Origin of the sequence: Methylobacterium tardum, assembly GCF_023546765.1 — a bacterium.
Classification (GTDB): Bacteria; Pseudomonadota; Alphaproteobacteria; order Rhizobiales; family Beijerinckiaceae; genus Methylobacterium; species Methylobacterium tardum.
In genome coordinates this window covers 917,207-935,565 of the sequence record NZ_CP097484.1, presented here as the reverse complement: position 1 = coordinate 935,565, position 18,359 = coordinate 917,207, and the positions used below count along the sequence as shown (strand labels likewise).

The 18,359-nt window shown below is 71.5% G+C and carries 12 protein-coding genes and 3 pseudogenes; 9 read left to right on the top strand and 6 right to left on the bottom strand.

Going from position 1 to position 18,359, the window contains the following annotated elements; translation table 11 throughout:
• Window positions 1-60: 60 nt before the first annotated feature.
• The 6 genes and pseudogenes from bchM to bchF all read right to left on the bottom strand — a co-directional run.
• Window positions 61-783 (bottom strand): annotated as a pseudogene (gene bchM, locus M6G65_RS04560) (magnesium protoporphyrin IX methyltransferase); the annotation flags it as partial.
• Entirely contained in the window at window positions 783-1,676 is an 894-nt protein-coding gene (gene bchL / locus M6G65_RS04555; protein WP_250103621.1) for a ferredoxin:protochlorophyllide reductase (ATP-dependent) iron-sulfur ATP-binding protein, read from the bottom strand. The pseudogene bchM and the gene bchL, both read right to left, overlap by 1 nt.
• Window positions 1,673-5,380 (bottom strand): magnesium chelatase subunit H, encoded by a 3,708-nt coding sequence (locus tag M6G65_RS04550; RefSeq protein WP_250103620.1) that lies wholly within the window; start codon window positions 5,378-5,380, stop codon window positions 1,673-1,675. Before M6G65_RS04550 ends, bchL begins: the two co-directional genes overlap by 4 nt.
• Window positions 5,355-6,947, bottom strand: coding sequence for a ferredoxin:protochlorophyllide reductase (ATP-dependent) subunit B (bchB, locus tag M6G65_RS04545; protein ID WP_238197411.1), 1,593 nt, complete (start codon window positions 6,945-6,947; stop codon window positions 5,355-5,357). Before bchB ends, M6G65_RS04550 begins: the two co-directional genes overlap by 26 nt.
• Before the next feature lie 4 nt (window positions 6,948-6,951).
• Window positions 6,952-8,226, bottom strand: coding sequence for a ferredoxin:protochlorophyllide reductase (ATP-dependent) subunit N (locus M6G65_RS04540; RefSeq protein WP_250103619.1), 1,275 nt, complete (start codon window positions 8,224-8,226; stop codon window positions 6,952-6,954).
• Window positions 8,223-8,729, bottom strand: coding sequence for a 2-vinyl bacteriochlorophyllide hydratase (gene bchF, locus M6G65_RS04535; RefSeq protein WP_238197409.1), 507 nt, complete (start codon window positions 8,727-8,729; stop codon window positions 8,223-8,225). The genes M6G65_RS04540 and bchF overlap by 4 nt, the downstream gene beginning before the upstream one ends.
• A gap of 318 nt (window positions 8,730-9,047) precedes the next feature.
• On the opposite strand from bchF, the gene M6G65_RS04530 reads away from it, so the two are divergent.
• The 9 genes and pseudogenes from M6G65_RS04530 (at window position 9,048) to M6G65_RS04490 (ending at window position 18,314) form a co-directional block, all read left to right on the top strand.
• Window positions 9,048-9,944, top strand: a complete 897-nt coding sequence (locus tag M6G65_RS04530; RefSeq protein ID WP_250103618.1) for a cobalamin B12-binding domain-containing protein — start codon at window positions 9,048-9,050, stop codon at window positions 9,942-9,944.
• A 29-nt stretch (window positions 9,945-9,973) separates the two neighbouring features.
• A complete protein-coding gene (gene ppsR, locus M6G65_RS04525; protein ID WP_250103617.1) occupies window positions 9,974-11,431 on the top strand; it encodes a transcriptional regulator PpsR in 1,458 nt (485 codons plus the stop codon).
• A gap of 443 nt (window positions 11,432-11,874) precedes the next feature.
• Complete coding sequence (gene chlG / locus M6G65_RS04520; RefSeq protein WP_238197406.1) at window positions 11,875-12,759, top strand: chlorophyll synthase ChlG; 885 nt, start codon at window positions 11,875-11,877, stop codon at window positions 12,757-12,759.
• Window positions 12,759-14,089, top strand: a pseudogene (locus M6G65_RS04515) (BCD family MFS transporter). The gene chlG and the pseudogene M6G65_RS04515 overlap by 1 nt, the downstream one beginning before the upstream one ends.
• Before the next feature lie 4 nt (window positions 14,090-14,093).
• Window positions 14,094-15,320 (top strand): geranylgeranyl diphosphate reductase, encoded by a 1,227-nt coding sequence (locus M6G65_RS04510; protein WP_238197404.1) that lies wholly within the window; start codon window positions 14,094-14,096, stop codon window positions 15,318-15,320.
• On the top strand, window positions 15,317-15,817 hold the full coding sequence (locus M6G65_RS04505; RefSeq protein WP_373323815.1) for a TspO/MBR family protein: 501 nt from the start codon (window positions 15,317-15,319) through the stop codon (window positions 15,815-15,817). Before M6G65_RS04510 ends, M6G65_RS04505 begins: the two co-directional genes overlap by 4 nt.
• Window positions 15,817-16,176, top strand: a complete 360-nt coding sequence (locus tag M6G65_RS04500; RefSeq protein ID WP_250104205.1) for a hypothetical protein — start codon at window positions 15,817-15,819, stop codon at window positions 16,174-16,176. The genes M6G65_RS04505 and M6G65_RS04500 overlap by 1 nt, the downstream gene beginning before the upstream one ends.
• A 20-nt stretch (window positions 16,177-16,196) precedes the next feature.
• Window positions 16,197-17,785: pseudogene (locus M6G65_RS04495) on the top strand (c-type cytochrome).
• A 355-nt stretch (window positions 17,786-18,140) separates the two neighbouring features.
• Complete coding sequence (locus M6G65_RS04490) at window positions 18,141-18,314, top strand: YqaE/Pmp3 family membrane protein (RefSeq protein ID WP_192710302.1); 174 nt, start codon at window positions 18,141-18,143, stop codon at window positions 18,312-18,314.
• Window positions 18,315-18,359 lie beyond the last annotated feature (45 nt).

Here is an 18,359-nt window from a genome sequence, read left to right as displayed (position 1 = left end):
AGGGGTGGGGGCGCGCAGGATGTGGCTCCGCGGTTCCTCCTGAACCACCCCCACCCCTGGCCCCTCCTCGCAAGGGAGAGGGGAAGAGCGCGTCAGCGCCACCGCGTTCGACAGGTAGAACCCGCTGTTGATCCGGTGACTCCGCGCCCAGGCGAAGCCATCGAGCGCGGATTCGGACGAAATCCGCCGCCGCAGCCCGCCCTCGGTCACCGGCACGATGGAAGGCGAGCGGTCGCCGCGCGGGAAGAATTGTCCGGCCGCATGCATCAGCGTCAGCAGCGCCGTGCGCGGCGCCACGGTGAACAGCACCGACCCGTCCGTGCGCGCGCCCAGCACCGCCAGCGCCCGGGCGATGTCGGCGGCGCGGTAGTGGATCAGCGAGTCCATCGCCACCACGTGGTCGAACCGGCCGAGCGCCGGGTCGAGCATGTCCCCGACCCGGAAGTCGATGCGCCCGACGCCGGGGATCGCCGGCAGCCGCTCCTGCGCGAGCCCGATCAGCGTCGGCGAGACGTCGATCGCCAACACCTCGGCGCCGCGCCGCGCCGCCTCGACGCTGAGCGCCCCGGTGCCGCAGCCGGCATCGAGCAGGCGCAGTCCCGTCATGTCGGCGGGCAGCCAGGAGAGCAGCGTCGCCCGCATGGCGTCGCGCCCGGCCCGCACGGTGGCGCGGATCCGGCTCACCGGGGCGTCCGAGGTCAGGCGCGACCACGCCTCGACCGCGGTGCGGTCGAAATAGGTGGTCAGCTCGCCTCGGCGGGCGTCGTAGCTGGCGCTGGCCATCAGTCGAATCCCAGAAATTCGAACAGGTCGCGGTCCTTCATCGGCGCGGCCTCGCAGGGCTCGGCGCCGGCCCAGAGGGTCTCGGCGAGCCGCATGTACTCGGCGGTCACGGCGTCGAGCTCGGGCGACGAATCCATCTCGAACAGGGTCGACTTCTTCAGCCGCGAACGGCGGACCACGTCGAGGTCGGGGAAATGGGCGAGCCGCTTCAGCCCGACCGCGTCGTTGAACCGGTCGATCTCGTCGGTCTTGGCCGAGCGGTTGGCGATGACGCCGCCCAGCCGCACGCCGTAGTTCTTGGACTTGGCGTGGATCGCCGCGACGATCCGGTTCATGGCGAAGATCGAGTCGAAGTCGTTGGCGGTGACGATCAGCGCCCGGTCGGCGTGCTGGAGCGGCGAGGCGAAGCCGCCGCAGACCACGTCGCCCAGCACGTCGAAGACGACGACGTCGGTGTCCTCCAGGAGGTGGTGCTCCTTGAGGAGCTTCACGGTCTGGCCGACCACGTAGCCGCCGCAGCCGGTGCCGGCGGGCGGGCCGCCAGCCTCGACGCACATCACGCCGTTGTAGCCCTCGACCACGAAATCCTCGACGCGCAGCTCCTCCGAGTGGAAGTTCACCGCCTCCAGAGCGTCGATCACCGTGGGGGCGAGGCGCTTGGTCAGCGTGAAGGTCGAGTCGTGCTTGGGATCGCAGCCGATCTGCAGCACCCGCTTGCCGAGCTTCGAGAACGCCACCGACAGGTTCGGCGAGGTGGTCGACTTGCCGATCCCGCCCTTGCCGTAGACCGCGAAGACCTTGGCGGTCTCGATTCTGAGATCGGGATCGAGGGCGACCTGAAGGCTCCCCTCCTCCTTCCGGGCCACGACGGGATTGCGGATCGCGATGTTCATGCGGCCACTCCTGCGGTGATGCCTTCCAGGCGGTCCTCCAGCTCCTCCTCGGCCCGGTCGAGAGCGTCGCGCATCGCTGCGTCGGGGGTCCAGAAGCCGCGGCGGTGCGCCTCGATCAGCCTTTGGGCGACCTTGGCGGAGGCGGTGGGGTTCAAGGCGGCCATGCGCTCGCGCATGTCCTTGTCGAGGACGTAGGTCTCGGTGATCCGCTCGTAGATCCAGGGCTGGACCGCGTTGGCGGTGGCCGACCAGCCGACCGTGTTGGTCAGGTGGGTCTCGATCTGGCGCACGCCCTCGTAGCCGTGGCCGAGCAGGCCCTCGTACCATTTCGGGTTGAGCATCCGGGTGCGCGTCTCCAGCGCCACCTGCTCCTCCAGGGAGCGGACGCGTCCCTCCCCGCGGGTCTGGTCGCTGATGTAGATCGGCACCGACTCGCCCTTGGCCCGGGCGACCGCCCGGCCCATGCCGCCGAGCCCGTCGAAGTAGTGATCGACGGAGGTGACGCCGACCTCGACCGAATCGAGGTTCTGGTAGGCCATGTCGACGGAGGCGAGCACCGCCTGCATCAGGGCGCGCTGTGGCGCCGGGCGGCCGGTGCGGCCGTAGGCGAAACTCTTGCGGCGCGAGAAGGTCTCGCAGAGTTCCGCGTCGTCGTCCCAGTTCCCCGAATCGACCAGGTGGTTGACGTTGGCCCCGTAGGCGCCCTCGGCGTTGGAGAAGACCCGCAGCGCCGCCGTCTCCAGATCGCAGCCCTGCGCGGCCTGGATCGCCAGGGCGTGCTTCCGGACGTAGTTTTGTTCGAGGGGCTCGTCGGCGGTGGCGGCGAGGAAGGACGCTTCGGCCAGCAGCTTCGTCTGCAGGGGCAGCAGGTCCCGGAAAATGCCCGAGAGGGTCACCACCGCGTCGATGCGCGGGCGGCCCAGAGTTTCCAGCGGGATCAGCTCGGCGCCGCTCAAGCGCCCGTAACCGTCGAAGCGCGGGGCGGCGCCGATCAGCGCCAGGGCCTGGGCGATCGGGCCGCCCTCGCTCTTGAGGTTGTCGGTGCCCCACAGGACCAGGGCGACGCTCTCCGGGCAGGGTTTTCCGTCCGCCGCAAAGCGTTCGAGGATCCGGGCTACCTGCCGGGCGCCGTCGGCCACCGCGAAGGCCGAGGGCAGGCGGCAGGGATCGAAGCCGTGGAGGTTGCGGCCGGTCGGCAGGATCGCGGGGTTGCGCAGCAGGTCGCCGCCGGCCACCGGCGGCACGAAGCGACCGTCGAGTGCGCGCAGCAGGGCCGGCACTTCGTGGTCGCGGGACAGCAGCCGGTCGGTCTCGGCGAGGCTCGCGAACGCGGCGCGAGCGGTGTCGTCCACGGACAGGCCGGAGAGTTTCAGCGCCGCCTCGATGCCCTGGCCGGCCGCAAGCGCCTCGATCCCGGCCCGCTCCGGCCGTACGCCATGAGCCGACTCGGCGAGCGCCAGGAGCAGATCGACCCGCTCCTCTTCCGGCGTCCCCTGCCCGACCACGTGCAGGCCGTGTGGGATCAGGGTCTGCTCCAGTTCCTGAAGGGCGGTCCAGAGGCCGGCGACGTGGGTGCCGAGATCGCCGCTCCAGGCCGGCTCTGCCGCCACGAGATCGACCGCCGCGCCCTGGTCCTGGATCAGGCGGGCCAACGTCTCGCGCTCGCCCCCCGCCTCAGGGCCGAGGCCGCGCCAGCGCTCGATCGAGCTCTTGAGGTCGATCAGCCCGCGATAGAGCCCCGCCGCCGCGAGGCTTGGGGTCAGATAGCTCACGAGCGTCGCCGCCGAGCGGCGCTTGGCGAGCGTTCCCTCCGATGGGTTGTTGGCCGCGTAGAGGTAGACGTTGGGAAGCGCCCCGATCAGCCGCTCCGGCCAGCAGGCCTCGGACAAGCCGGTCTGCTTGCCGGGCATGAATTCGAGCGCGCCGTGGGTGCCGAAATGCAGCACGGCGTCGGCGGAAAAGTCCTCGCGCAGGTAGCGGTAGAAGGCGCTGAAGGCGTGGGTCGGTGCGAAGCCGCGCTCGAACAGCAGCCGCATCGGGTCGCCCTCGTAGCCGAAGGCCGGCTGCACCCCGACGAAGACGTTCCCGAACTGCGCCCCGAGCACGAAGATCTCGCCGCCGTTGGTCTGGTGGCGACCCGGCGCTGGGCCCCATTGGGCCTCGATCTCGGCGAGGTAGGGCTCGCGGCGCAGATGATCCTCGGCCTGGATGCGGGCATGGACGTTGGCCTGGGTCCCGTAGCGCTTGGCATTGCCGTCGAGGATCCGCTCGCGCAGGGCATCGACGCTCTCCGGCACTTCCACCGTGTAGCCGTCCGCCGCCAAGCCCTTCAGGGTGTTGAGCAGCGAGGCGTAGACCGACAGGAACGCGGCCGTGCCGGTGGCGCCCGCATTGGGCGGGAAGTTGAACAGCACCACGGCGAGCTTCCGCTCGGGCCTAGCGGTCCGGCGGAGCGACACCAGCCGCGCGACCCGCTCGGCGAGGCGGGCGGCGCGCTCAGGATGGACCCGCATGTCCCGGGCGTTGTCGGCGCCGGAGTTCGCGGAGCGGCCGCCGAACACCATCGGGGCGGTGGCGCCGTCGAGCTCGGGGATCGCAACCATCATGGTCGCCTCGACCGGCGACAGGCCGCGGTCGCCCGCCTCCCACTGCTCCAGGGTCTGGAATTCCAATGCTTGGGCGGCGAGGTAGGGCACGTCGAGCCGGGCCAGCATCGCCTCGGCGGCGGCGGCGTCGTTGTAGGCGGGGCCGCCGACCAGCGAGAAGCCGGTGAGCGAGACCAGCGCGTCGATGCAGGCGCGCCCGTCCTTCATGAAGAAGAGATCCACCGCGGGACGGTTGTCGAGGCCGCTGGCGAAGGCCGGCACCACGTCGAGGCCCTGCGCTTCCAGGGCGGCGATCACCCCGTCGTAATGGGCGGTGTTGCCGGCGAGCACGTAGCTGCGCATCACCAGCAGCCCGACGCGGCCCTTCGCGCCCGCGAGTCGCGGCAGCCGCGACGGGTCGGCGCCGATCCGGCCGGGCAGGCGCGGGTGGTAGAGGCCGGTCTCCGGGTATTCGAGCGGTGCGGGCGCCGCCGGACCCTCGCGCCAAGCCGCCCGCTCGCCGGCCGCGTAGCGGTGCACGAGGAAGCGCACCAGGGCGGCGACGTTCTCGTCCGAGCCCGCGAGCCAGTATTGCAGCGTGAGGAAGTAGGCGCGCACGTCCTGGGCCGAGCCCGGGATGAAGCGCAGAATCTTCGGCAGCTTGCGCACGAGCGCCATCTGCCGGCCGGCATTGCCCTGCTGGCCGGGCTTGCCGCGGAGCTTCTTGAGGAAGTCGAGGGCGCTGCGCTTGGTGCCGCTCATGTCGAAGCGGCCGAGCTTCGTGGTCTTCACCACCTCGCCCGCCGAGAGGCAGCCGACCATCGCGTCGCAGGCCTCGCGCCGCGCCGCCAGCGCCGGCAAGATCGCCCGGACATGCTCGTCCATGAACAGCATGGCCGAGAGCACGATGTCGGCCTGCGCGATGTCGGCCCGGCGGCAGGCCTCCAGCGTCGCGGGATCGTTGTCCCACTCGGCGGCCGCGTGGAAGCCCAGCACCAGCCCGGGCATCTCGGACCGGAGGCGCAGGCGCGCCCGTTCCACCGCGCTCGCCAAGTGATTGTCGAGCGTGACGATGACGACGCGGATCGGCGGCCTAGCGACCGTAATGCGCTTTGGCATCGTAGAGGGTCTCGAGGGTGATGAGCGGCAGGTGCCGCTCCCGGGCGAAGGTCTCGGTGTTGGTGCGTGCCTTGCCCCGCACGAAGAACGGGATCTTCTTCAGTTCCTTCTCGGCTTCCGGCGACCAAGGGGCCGCACGGTCCAGCAGAATCGGAACGGGCGCCGGCGTCGGAGGGATGTCGGCCGGCGCCCGTTCCGCGGCCTCGAACGCCTCGTCCGCCGGAGTCCCGAAGGACTTGCCGCCGAGATGCGAGGGGCCGACGCCGTCGTGAAATTCGGGATCCTCCCGGAACATGCCGAGGAGGTGCTCTTCGAGGCCCATCATCAGCGGATGGACCAGGGTGTCGAACAGGACGTTGGCGCCCTCGAAGCCCATCTGCGGGGCGTAGCGCGCCGGAAAATCCTGGACGTGGACCGGCGCGGAGATCACCGCGCAGGGAATGTCGAGCCGCTTGGCGACGTGGCGCTCCATCTGGGTGCCGAGCACGAGTTCCGGCGCGGCCGCGCGGATCGCCGCTTCGACGTCGAGGTAATCGTCGGTGATCAGCGCCTCGATGCCGTGCTCGGCCGCCTCGGCGCGGACCTCGCGGGCGAATTCGCGGCTGTAGGTCCCGAGCCCGACGACGGTGAAGCCGAGTTCCTTCGCGGCGACGCGAGCGATGCCGATGGCGTGCGTGGCGTCGCCGAACACGAACACGCGCTTGGCCGTGAGATAGGTCGAATCGACCGAGCGGGAGTACCAGGGCAGGCGCGAGCCGGGGCCGTCGAGGACGGGCGCCGGATCGATACCGGCCAGCGCCGCTACCTCCTCGACGAATCGGCGGGTGCCGCCGACGCCGATCGGGACGGTCTGCGTGAACGGCTGCCCGAAATTCTTCTTCAGGTACTCGGCAGCCGACCGGGCCGTCTCGGGATAGAGCACGACGTTGAAGTCGGCCTCCCGGAGCCGGCCGAGATCGGCGGGCGTGGCCCCCAGCGGCGCCACGACGTTCACCGCGACGCCGAGCGAATCCAGCAGCCGGCGGATCTCGATCAGGTCGTCCCGGTGGCGGAAGCCGAGCGCCGTCGGCCCGAGGATATTGCAGAGCGGGCGCTGTCCGGGCTCGCGCGCGGGGCGCTGACCGGGGGCACCGGCGAGCGCCCGGACGAGCCGATAAAACGTCTCCGACGCGCCCCAGTTCTCCTTCTTCTGGTAGGCCGGCAGCTCCAGCGGGATCACCGGGATCGGCAGGTCCAGCGCCTTGGCGAGGCCGCCCGGATCGTCCTGGATCAGCTCGGCCGTGCAGGAGGCGCCGACGATCATCGCCTGCGGCTGGAACCGCGCGTGGGCGGCCGAGACCGCCTGCTTGAACAGCTCTGCGGTGTCGCGGCCGAGATCCTGGGCCCGGAAGGTCGTGTAGGTCACGGGCGGGCGCGCGTCCCGCCGCTCGATCATCGTGAACAGCAGGTCGGCGTAGGTGTCGCCCTGCGGCGCGTGCAGCACGTAGTGCAGCCCGGACATCGCCGTGGCGACGCGCATCGCGCCGATATGGGGCGGGCCCTCGTAGGTCCAGAGGGTGAGCTGCATGGCGCTACACCTCCAGCAGGGCGCGGCGCCGGAGCGGGCGCACGAACAGCTCGGCGAGGTCGCCGGCCTGCTCGTAGCCCTGCACGGGCGTGAACAGCAGCTCGATCGACCACTTGGTCGACAGGCCCTCCGCCTCCAGAGGGTTGGCCAGCCCGAGACCGCAGACCGTCAGATCCGGCCGGGCTGCCCGGCAGCGGTCCATTTGGTCGCCGAGGTTCTGCCCCTCGGTCACCCGCGTGCCCGCGGGCAGCAGCTCGATCTCGGCGGCGAGGTGTCCCCGGTGCAGGTAGGGCGTCCCGACCTCCACGAGCTCTGCGCCGAGTTCCCGGGCGAGGAAACGGGCGAGCGGCACCTCCAATTGCGAATCAGGGAAGAAGAACACGCGCTTCCCGCCGAGCTTTTCGCGCTGGGGCGCCAGGGCGGTCTCGGCGCGGGCGCGACCCGGGGCGGTCGCAGCCTCGAAGGTTTCGTCCGAGATGCCGAACGCCTCGGCCGCCGCCCGCAGCCAGCCGGTGGTGCCTTCGGCGCCCAGCGGGAACGGTGCCGGGAGCCGGCGGGCGCCACGCATCTCGAGAGCGCGCGCCGTGTCGGTCAGGAAGGGCTGGGCGAGCAGGTAGCGGGTGCCCCGACCCACAGCCGGCATCGCGCCGGCCCGGCGGGCGGGCAGGAACCGGACATCCGCGATCCCCATCGCGGCGAACATCCGGAGAAACTGGTCCTCGACCACGTCGGCCAGCGCGCCGACCACGAGGAGCGACGGCATGGCCGTGTCGGCTTCGCGCGGCAGGTCCGGCACCAGGGCGGCGAGGCAGGCATCCTCGCCCTGCGTGAAGGTCGTCTCGATGCCGGAGCCCGAATAGTTCAGCACCCGCACCGGGGCCAGCCGGCCCGACAGGCGCTGCGCCGCCCGGGACAGGTCGAGCTTGATCACCTCGGACGGGCAGGAGCCCACCAGGAACAGGAGCTTGATGTCCGGCCGCCGCTCGATCAGCCGGGTGACGACGCGGTCCAGTTCCTCGTTGGCGTCGGCGAGGCCGGCGAGATCGCGCTCGTCGATGATCGCGGTCGCGAAGCGCGGCTCGGCGAAGATCATCACCCCGGCCGCCGACTGGATCAGGTGCGCGCAGGTGCGCGAGCCGACCACGAGGAAGAAGGCGTCCTGGATCTTCCGGTGCAGCCAGACGATGCCGGTGAGGCCGCAGAACACCGCCCGCTGCCCCTGCTCCTGATGCAGGTCGATGCCGCCGCAGGAGGCCGCGTGCGCCAGGGGGGCGTTCATGACAGCGCCTCGGCGAGGCGCGCCGTGCGGCGATCGCCGCCTTCCAGGCGGGCGGCCCGCAGCTTCAGCAGGAATTGGCCGGCATTGACCACGTAGCTCGCGTAGGCGGCCAGCGCGAGGAGGAGGAGCGTCCGCCCATCGACGGCCTGCGTGGCGAGGGCGGCGAGGTAGGCGGTGTGGAGGGCCAGCACCAGCATGCTGACCACGTCCTCCCAGAAGAAGGCGGGCGCGAACAGCCAGCGGCCGAACACGACCTTCTCCCAGATCGATCCGGTGATCATGATCGCGTAGAGCGCCAGGGTCTTGAGCACCACCGAGGCTTCGGCGGCGAACAGGCCCGCGCCGGTGGTGAGGGCGCGCAGCACCAGGATCAGGCTGACGAGGAAGATTGCGAATTGCAGGGGCGCCAGGATCCCCTGGACCAGCGTCCACGGCGTCGCGTCGCGCCGCTCCCGCTCGGCGGGCGTGTAGAGCGGTCGTGCCGATCGGTCCCTGGGACCCATGCATCCGCCCCCCATGCACCCGGCGGCGCCTGCGGCTCCGTCGTTGACAGAGGCTAGGGCGCCGTTCCCAGAAGTGTCAAGTGCGCTTGACGGTATCCTGCTCTGACAGGGGGTGCGATCTTTTTCTTCGTCTAAGATCATTGCCAAGTTCGTCAGGAAGCGTATCGTCGCGCTGCCGCCGGAGACTGTGGCGACTTGGCTGGTCAGATCCAGGGACCAACGAAGACGAAGAATAGACAGGCGAGCAACGCCGCACCCGATTCGCTAGCGGGAGCGCCGGACCTTTGAAGCCCGGGGCCGTTTCAGGGAGGGATGCCGATGGGAGACTGGAGGCATTTCGGTGAGCGCCTGGAATACGGCCCGCCCTCGGCAGGCTGCGGACCCGCGTGTGATGCCCTTCCCCTCTACCGTGACGTGCCCGCCGCCTGGCCTGACCGGCAGTCGCCTCTGCCCGAGGCGCTCGCGCGGGTCGCCGAAGCCGAGATCCTGCCCCGGCTGATGCTGGCCCACCGCCCGGTCGCCGGGCGTCGGGCGCAGCAGGCCGGGCGTGCACCGAGCCTGCATGAGATCGCGGCGTTCAGCGCCCTGCTCCTGGCCCCCGGACCGGTCGATCTCGACGCCGAGGTGGAGGCTCTGCGGGACGGCGGTCTGCCGCTGGCGCGCCTGCTCCTCGACCTGCTCGCCCCGGCGGCGCGGCACCTCGGCGCGCTCTGGGAGGAGGATGCCTGCGACTTCCTGGCCGTCACGGAGGCGCTCGGCCGGCTCCAGACGATGAGCCGGCACCTCTGCGCGGAGCTGGAGAGCGAATCGGTCTCCGCGAACGGGCGCAGCGTCCTGCTGCTGCCCTGCCCCGGCGAGACTCATCGATTCGGCCTGTCGATCGTCGCGAGCTTCTTTCGGGAGGCCGGCTGGGACGTGACCACGGCGGCGCCGGGACCCGATCTCGATCCCCTGGACCTGCTCGGCATCGAGTGGTTCGACGTGGTCGGGCTGTCGCTCTCCTCGGACGTCCTCCTGCCGGCCCTGGTCACAGCCGTCGCAGACGTGCGCCGCGTCTCGCGCAATCCGGGAATCCGCGTGCTCGTCGGCGGCCCCTATTTCGCGCGCCCCGGCGGCGATGCCGGGATCGTCGGCGCCGATGCCTGCGCGGCCGATGCCTGCCTCGCACCCGCCGCGGCGGAAGCTTTGCTGGACAGACAGGCATTGGCCTGCTGAAAGGGTTGTAACCCGAACATCACATTACGGTGACCGTGACTCTCCAGCCTCGCCCCACCCCGCAGCAGCCGCCCGCGGCCCTGCAGCAGGTGGCCGGTCACCTCGACGGAGAGGTGGCCGGGCGCATCGTCGCGGCCTCTGCCGACCTGTCCCTGGTGATCGACGCCGACGGCGTGATCCGCGACGCGACGGTCGGCACGGATCTCGATGCGGAGAACATCCCCGGCTGGCTGGGCCGGCGCTGGGTCGACACCGTGACGGTGGAGAGCCGGCCCAAGGTCGACGCCCTGTTGCGCGACGCCCGGCCCGAGGGCATCACCCGCTGGCGCCAAGTCAATCACCCCTCCCCCAGCGGCGTCGACCTGCCGATCCGCTACGCCTCCATCCGGCCGGCCGAAGGCGGTCCGATCCTGGTTCTCGGGCGCGACATGCGGGCCGTATCGGCGCTCCAGCGCCGGCTGGTGGAAACCCAGCAGGCGCTGGAGCGGGATTACGACCGGCTCCGCGCGGCCGAGACCCGCTATCGGCAGCTGTTCCAGATCTCCGGTGAGCCGGTTCTGGTGGTCGATGCCGGCACGCGGCGGGTCGCCGAGGCGAACCCGGCTGCCGCACGCCTGCTCGGGCGCCCCGCCAAACGCATCGTCGGCCAGGACGCGGTCGACCTGTTCGATGCCGCCAGCACCCGGGCCCTCGAAGCCCAGTTCGCCGCCCTTCGGGCAACCGGGCAGGCTGGGGAGATCCGGGCCACCCTGCCGCACGGGCGCGGCGAGGTGACCGTCTCGGCCTCGCTGTTCCGCGGCGAGGGCGGCGCCAGCGCGCTGATGCGGCTCGTGGCCGATCCGGTGGCCGCCGAGGCCGGGGCCGATCAGGAGGCGCCCACCCGCGCGGTGATCGAAGCGATGCCCGAGGGCTTCGTGGTCACCGACCCGTCCCGGCGGATCCTCACCGCCAACGCCGCCTTCCTGGAATTGGCGCAGCTCGCCACCGAGGGGCAGGCGCGGGGACGGACCCTGGACCACTGGCTCGGCCGCGAGGAGACCGAGGCGCAGGCCCTGTTCGCCACCCTCGCCGACCACGGGGCCGTGCGCCGGTTCGCCACGGTGATCCGCGGCACGTTCGGCGGAATCGAGGACGTGGAGGTCGCCGCTGTCTCGGTGGCAGGCGCGCGGCCCTGTCTCGGCTTCGCGATCCGGCCCGCACCGCGGCGGATCCCCGAAGGACGGTTCGAGGGCCGCATGCCGGGCGGGCGAGAGGTGCCGCGCTCGGTGGAGCAGATGGCCGAGCTGGTCGGGCGGGTCTCGATGAAGACCCTGGTGCGCGAGACGACCGACCTGATCGAGAAGCTCTGCATCGAGGCGGCCCTGCGGATCACCCGGGACAACCGGGCCTCGGCGGCCGAGATGCTCGGTCTCAGCCGGCAGGGCCTCTATGCCAAGATGCGCCGCTACGGCGTCGGCGATCTCGACGGTCCGGTCGAGGAGGACTGAGGCCTCGGGCGGCGATCTGCGCCTTCGCCCGTCACCCCGGGGCCGCGGAGCGGAGCCCAGGATCCAGGCCCGTCGGGGCGCCGAGCATCTGTAACTGCGATGGCTCTGGGTTGCCTGCCTCCGGCATGCCCCACCCGGGTCCGGACTCGCCTACGGCGCCCCCGGAAGAACGACGTTCATATCGGCGCGCAAGGCAGGCCGCGTCCGCAAGGCAGCGCATCGCGGACGAGGAGGCACGCCGCAGTCCCTGCCGAGGGGCGTGGACCGCCCCGATCCGGCTCTGCGGCGCGGGTGAATTCCTGCGCTGCGGCCCGCCATTCCGCGGTGTAGTGGATAATGTATTTTCAACCCGCAGCTGTATTCGCGAGACAAATGACGCGCACGTCGAAACCCGAGATGTAAATCTGACTTGACACTCGGTGCCGCCCCGGTAGCCTCCTGCCATGGCCGCTACGCCCGCCCCGAGCGCAGTCATCGAGCTGCTGAAGCCGCTGACCTGGTTCGCGCCGATGTGGGCGTTCGCCTGCGGCGTGATCTCGTCGGGTCAGCCCGCGCACGGCCAGTGGCCGGTGATCGCCGCCGGGGTTCTGCTGGCGGGGCCGCTGGTCTGCGCCACCAGCCAGGCCGCCAACGACTGGTTCGACCGCCACGTCGACGCGATCAACGAGCCGAACCGGCCGATTCCCTCCGGGCGCATCCCCGGCCGCTGGGGGCTCTACCTCGCCCTCGGCTGGACGCTGCTGTCCCTGGTGGTGGCCGCGGCTCTGGGTCCCTGGATCCTCGGGGCCGCCCTGTTCGGGCTGGTGCTCGCCTGGATCTACTCGGCGCCGCCGGTGCGGCTGAAGCGGAACGGCTGGTGGGGCAACGCCGCGGTGGCGCTCTGCTACGAGGGGCTGCCCTGGTTCACCGGCGCCGCCGTCATGGCCGCCGCCCTGCCGGACCGGCGGGTGCTCGCGGTCGCGCTGCTCTACGCGGCCGGCGCTCACGGCATCATGACCCTCAACGACTTCAAGTCGGTGGAGGGCGACCGGCGCATGGGCCTGCTGTCGCTGCCGGTGCAGATGGGCTCGGAGCGCGCCGCGCGGTTCGCCTGCCTGGTCATGGCCCTGCCGCAGGTCGCGGTGATCGCGCTCCTCGTCGGTTGGGAGCGCTACTGGCATGCCGGCCTCGTCGCGGCCCTGCTCGCCGGCCAGTTCGCCCTGATGGCCCGGTTCCTCGAGAATCCCCGGGAGCGGGCGATCTGGTACAACGGCACCGGCACCACCCTCTACGTCCTCGGCATGCTGGTCGCGGCCTTCGCGCTCCGCCCGCTGGTGGGAGGGGCGTGATGGCGCAGGATCGAAGCGCGGGCCTCGGCTGGCCCCAGATCGTCCGCCTCGGCCTCGTCCAGACCGCACTGGGCAGCGTCGTCGTGCTGATGACCGCCACCCTTAACCGGGTGATGGTGGTGGAACTGGCGCTCCCCGCCTTCGTGCCGGGCCTGCTGGTCGCGCTGCACTACGCCGTGCAGGTCCTGCGCCCGCGCTGGGGCTACGGGTCCGACCGCAGCGGCCGGCGCACCCCCTGGATCGTCGGCGGCATGGCGGCCCTCTGCCTCGGCGGGTTCGGCGCTGCCTGCGGCACCGCGCTGGCGGCCGAGAACCTCGCTCTGGGGCTGGCGCTGGCCGCCCTCTCCTTCCTGTGCGTCGGCATGGGCGTCGGCGCGGCCGGGACCTCGCTCCTCGTCCTCCTGTCGGGGGGCGTCGCGCCGGCCCGGCGGGCGCGGCCGCCACCGTCGTCTGGGTGATGATGATCGTCGGCTTCGCCGTCACGGCGCCGCTCGCCGGGCACTTCCTCGACCCATTCTCCGGCCTGCGGCTCGTGGCGGTTTCGGGCACGGTCTCGCTGGTCGCCTTCGGCGTGGCGGCGCTCGCGGTCGCCGGCGTCGAGCGCCGCCTGCCGCTCCGCGCCCCCGAGGCCGCGGAGGCGCGCCGGCCGTTCTTCACCGTGCTGGGCCAAGTGCTGGCCGATCCGGTGGCCCGGACCTTCACAGTCTTCGTCTTCGTCTCGATGCTGGCCTACAGCGCCCAGGAGCTGATCCTGGAGCCCTATGCCGGCCTCGTCTTCGCGATGAGCCCCGGCGCCACCACCAAGCTCGCCGGCCTCCAGCACGGCGGCGTGCTCGCCGGGATGCTGCTGGTGGCGGCGGTGACGCTCCTCGCCCGCGGCACCGCCCTCGCCTCCCTGCGGCTCTGGATCGGGATCGGCTGCGCCGGCTCGGCGGCCGCCCTGTTCGCTCTCGCGAGCGGCGCGGCGTCGGGCGCGGACTTTCCGCTCCGCGCAATGGTGTTCGCGCTGGGCGTCGCCAACGGTGCCTACGCGGTCGCCGCCATCGGCTCGATGATGGCGCTCGCCGGACGCGGCGACGCGCGGGAGCGCGGCACCCGCATGGGCGTCTGGGGCGCCGCGCAGGGCGTCGCCTTCGGGGCCGGCGGCTTCCTCGGGGCGGTGGCGGTCGACGCCGTCCGGCTCGTCACCGCCGAACCCGTCCAGGCCTACGCGGTGGTGTTCGCCGCGGAGGGCGTGCTGTTCCTCGTCGCGGTCGTCCTGGCGGCGCGGCTCGATTCCGCCCCGGCACCGGATTCGGTGCCGCTCGATCCTGCCTTCAGCGCGAGGTGAGGCCATGGCCCGGTTGGACGATGGCGGCTCCGGCCGCGACAGCTACGACGTCGTCGTGGTCGGCGGCGGGCCGGCCGGCGCCACGGCGGCGACCGACCTCGCCCGGGCCGGGCACGCGGTGCTGCTCCTCGACAAGCCCGGCCGGATCAAGCCCTGCGGCGGCGCGATCCCGCCGCGGCTGATCCGCGACTTCGCGATCCCAGATGCGCTCCTCGTCGCGAAGATCCGCTCGGCCCGGATGGTGGCGCCGAGCGGCAAGGCCGTCGACATGCCCGTCGGCGAGGGCTTCGTCGGCATGGTCGACCGCGAGCATTTCGACCCGTGGCTGCGCGCCCGCGCGGCGACGGCCGGCGCGGACTTGCGCGAGGCCGCGTTCGAAATGATCACCCGGCCCGACGACGGACCGCCGCAGGTCCATTTCACCACCGGCACAGGCGAGTCCCTCGCCCGCCACGCCGTCCGGGCCCGCCTCGTCATCGGCGCCGACGGCGCCTGCTCGCCGGTCGGCCGGGCGGAGGTGCCGGGCCACGCCAAGATGCGGCAGGTCTTCGCCTATCACGAGATCCTGCGGGTGCCGGGGGCCGGCGCCCCCGGGGCCGAATCGGTCGAGGCGACGCGTTGCGACGTCTACTACCAGGGCCGCCATTCGCCGGACTTCTACAGCTGGATCTTCCCCCACGGCGACACGCTGAGCATCGGCACCGGCAGCGCGAAGAAGGGCTTCTCCCTGCGCTCCTCGATCCGGGCCCTGCGCACGGCGACCGGGCTCGACCACGCGAAGACCCTGCGCCGCGAGGGTGCGCCGCTGCCGCTCAAGCCCCTGAAACGCTGGGACAACGGCCGGGACGTGCTGCTCGCGGGCGACGCCGCCGGCGTCGTGGCGCCGGCCTCCGGCGAGGGCATCTACTACGCGATGCTCGGCGGCCGGCTCTCCGCCGAGGCCGCCGCCGTCTTCCTGAAAACCGGCGATGCGCGGACGCTCGCGGGCGCGCGGAAGCAGTTCATGAAGCTGCACGGCCGCGTGTTCTGGATCCTCGGGATGATGCAGTGGGTCTGGTACCGCAGCGACGGGCTGCGGGAGCGCTTCGTCTCGATCTGCCGGGACAAGGATGTCCAGCAGCTCACCTGGGACAGCTACATGAACAAGGAGCTGGTCCGCGCCAAGCCCGCCGCCCACGCGCGGATCTTCTTCAAGGACCTCGCCCACCTGTTCCGCTGGGTCTCGCCGTGACCGTCCTGGCCGGCGCCGGCTGGGGGCCGCCCGCGGTCGCGGCCGTGGCCGCCGTGCTGGTGGCGATTGCCGGCGCCATCGCGACCACCACGGACGGCTGGTACCGGGGCCTGCGCGTGCCGGCCTGGAAGCCGCCGGACTGGGCTTTCGGGCCAGTCTGGACCGTGATCTTCGCGCTCACCGCCACCTCCGGGGTGCTCGCCTGGACCGGCGATTCCGACCCGATCGCCCGAGGCGTGCTGCTCGCCGCCTTCGTGGCGAACGGGGCGCTCAACATCGCCTGGAGCGTGCTGTTCTTCCGGTTCCGCCGGCCCGACTGGGCGCTCGCCGAGGTCGCGGCCCTGTGGCTGTCGATCGTCGTGCTGATGCTGGTCACCGGCCGGGTCTCCGGCGCGGCGGCGCTGATGAACCTGCCCTATCTCGCCTGGGTCAGCACCGCGGCCTGCCTGAACCTGCGGATCATCCGCCTCAACGCCCCCTTCGGGGAGCCGGCATGATGGAGGCAACGTTCGCCACCGCCTTCGCCTCGGGCCGGATCGCCGACGGAATTCTCCTGCTCGTCGCCTGCGAGGCGCTCGCCCTCGCCTGGATCGGCCGCCGGCGCGGGCCGCCGCTGCCGTCGCTGCTGGCGAATCTCGCCTCGGGCGCCGCGCTGATGCTGGCCCTGCGGGCAGCTTTGGTGGGGGCCGGCTGGGTCGCGGTCGCCGGGTGGATGCTGGCGGGGCTCGTCACCCACTTGGCCGATCTCGGCCTGCGGTTCCGGGCGGCCACGGCACAACGCCGCAGCCCGGCGCCGACCGGAACATCGCTGCAAACGGCCGCGTTCACGCGCGTCACCGAATTGAAAGAACTCTAAAGTTGCCCCGGGAGGTTGCCATGAAGCGCACGAACGCCCTCCCGTCCGGCTGGGCCTCCGCCCCGATCCTGGCGAGCCTGTTCCTGGCCGCCCCGGCCCTGGCGCAGGACGGGTCGTCCGACCAGATCGAGCGCGGCAAGTACCTCGTCACGATGGGCGATTGCGCGGCCTGCCACACGGCGCCGGGCGGCAAGTTCCTCGCCGGCAACTACGCGCTGAACATGCCGTTCGGCGTGATCATGACCCCCAACCTCACCCCCGATAAGGACACCGGGCTCGGCAACTGGAGCTACGACGACTTCGATAAGGCGTTCCGGCACGGCTACAGCAAGAATGTCGGCTACCTCTATCCGGCCTTCCCGTTCGGCTGGTTCACCAAGGTCACCGACGACGACACCAAGGCGATCTGGGCCTACCTGCAATCGGTCCCGGCGGTGAACGAGAAGCGGCAGGAGAGCCAGATCCCGTTCCCGTTCAGCGTCCGCACCGCGCTGGTGACGTGGCGGACCGCCTTCTTCACGGATGAGCGCTTCAAGCCCGACCCGAACGCCAGCGCCGAGGTGAACCGCGGCGCCTATCTGGTCGAGGGCCTGGGCCACTGCGCCATGTGCCACAACGAGAACAAGCTCGTCGGCAATTCGAGCTTCGCGGGCCGGTTCGGCGGCGGCGTGATCGACGGCTGGTACGCCCCCAACATCACCCCCGACGGCCACCAGGGCATCGGCGCATGGACCGACGAGCAGGTGGTCACCTACCTCAAGACCGGCACCGCCCCCGGCGACCGGCCGGGCGTCGCCGCCGGCCCGATGCGCCAGACCATCATGGAATCCCTCTCCAAGGTGAAGGAGGAGGATCTGAAGGCGATGGTCGCGTATCTCCGCACCGTGCCGGCCAAGCAGACCTACAAGCCCAAGGACCTCGCGGCCTTCGACAAGCCGGACGCGCCGGGCGCCTCGACCTACCTGACCTACTGCTCCTCCTGCCACCAGCCCGACGGCAAGGGCATCGAGGGCGCGGTCCCGGCGCTCGCCGGCAACACCTCGGTGATGTCGGAGGGGCCCGAGACGGTGCTGCGGGTGATCTATGGCGGGCTCGCCGCCCAGAGCGGCCTCGCCCCGATGGTGGCGATCGGCCAACAGATGACCGATGTCGAGGTCAAGAACGTCACCGACTACATCCGCAATTCCTGGGGCAACAAGGCGCCGCCGGTGACCGGCGAGAAGGCGTCGGAGGCGCGCGCCGCCACCAAGACCATGCTGGCCGGCACGGCGCCCTGCGCGGAGATCGAGCAGGACAAGCTCAAGGCCGCCTTCGACCAGCTCGGCGTCCAGAACACTCTCAAGGGCGTGAAGCAGCAGGATTTCGTCCCGACGCTGGTCCGGCTGGTGCCGCAGATCAAGGCGGCCGATACCGGGGCCAACGACGACGACGTGGTCAACGCCCTGACCACGGCCTTCTGCAAGGTCGGCCGCGACGATCCGCAATATGGCAGCCCGAGCTGGCCGGCGGTGATCGGCACCTTCGCCAACGTCGCCTACAGCCGGTGAAGCATCCGGAGAAGCAGGCGGCGAACGTGCCGTCCGCAACCACGCCGCCGATGAAGAACTGAGGGGCGCCCCGTCTTTCCGGAGCGCATCGGCTGCCGGACGAGACGGGGTTGCCGATCTCATCCTGCCCCGCCGCGGTTCTGGGCTCCGGGCTCCGCTGCGCGGACCCGGAATGACGGGGTGGGCTGCGGGACTGTCCGGCCGGCTCCGTCTTTCCGGGGCGCCACAGGCGGGCCCGGAATCCGGAGCCGCAACGCCTTGCCGGGTTGGTTCAGGCCGCGTGGGTCCAACCTGCCCACGCGGCGCGCCCGGAGTCCGGGCCCTGCTGCGCAATCCCAGGGTAACGGGCTCGGTGGAACGCGGACGGTCGCGCTTCGTTTGAGGGTCGGCCCTTAGATCCCCAGACCCGGAGCTTCCGTGTCCAGTCTCATCCGCATCCTGCTCGCGATCTTCTTCCCGCCGATCGCCGTGCTCGTCACCACGGGCTTCGGCCTGCAGTTCCTGCTCAACATCGTCCTGTGGATCCTGGGTTGGCTGCCCGGCACGGTCCACGCCCTGTGGCTGATGAACCGCGACCGCCCGCTGGTCTGAGCCATCCCCGACGACACCCGTGCGGAACACCCGCACGGGACCGAT

Bases quoted from the DNA above. Each gene is read 5' to 3' on its own strand.
- bchL (WP_250103621.1), bottom strand. From the start codon at position 1,676: ATGAACATCGCGATCCGCAATCCCGTCGTGGCCCGGAAGGAGGAGGGG.
- M6G65_RS04550 (WP_250103620.1), bottom strand. From the start codon at position 5,380: ATGCCAAAGCGCATTACGGTCGCTAGGCCGCCGATCCGCGTCGTCATC.
- bchB (WP_238197411.1), bottom strand. From the start codon at position 6,947: ATGCAGCTCACCCTCTGGACCTACGAGGGCCCGCCCCATATCGGCGCG.
- M6G65_RS04540 (WP_250103619.1), bottom strand. From the start codon at position 8,226: ATGAACGCCCCCCTGGCGCACGCGGCCTCCTGCGGCGGCATCGACCTG.
- bchF (WP_238197409.1), bottom strand. From the start codon at position 8,729: ATGGGTCCCAGGGACCGATCGGCACGACCGCTCTACACGCCCGCCGAG.
- M6G65_RS04530 (WP_250103618.1), top strand. From the start codon at position 9,048: ATGGGAGACTGGAGGCATTTCGGTGAGCGCCTGGAATACGGCCCGCCC.
- chlG (WP_238197406.1), top strand. From the start codon at position 11,875: ATGGCCGCTACGCCCGCCCCGAGCGCAGTCATCGAGCTGCTGAAGCCG.
- M6G65_RS04510 (WP_238197404.1), top strand. From the start codon at position 14,094: ATGGCCCGGTTGGACGATGGCGGCTCCGGCCGCGACAGCTACGACGTC.
- M6G65_RS04500 (WP_250104205.1), top strand. From the start codon at position 15,817: ATGGAGGCAACGTTCGCCACCGCCTTCGCCTCGGGCCGGATCGCCGAC.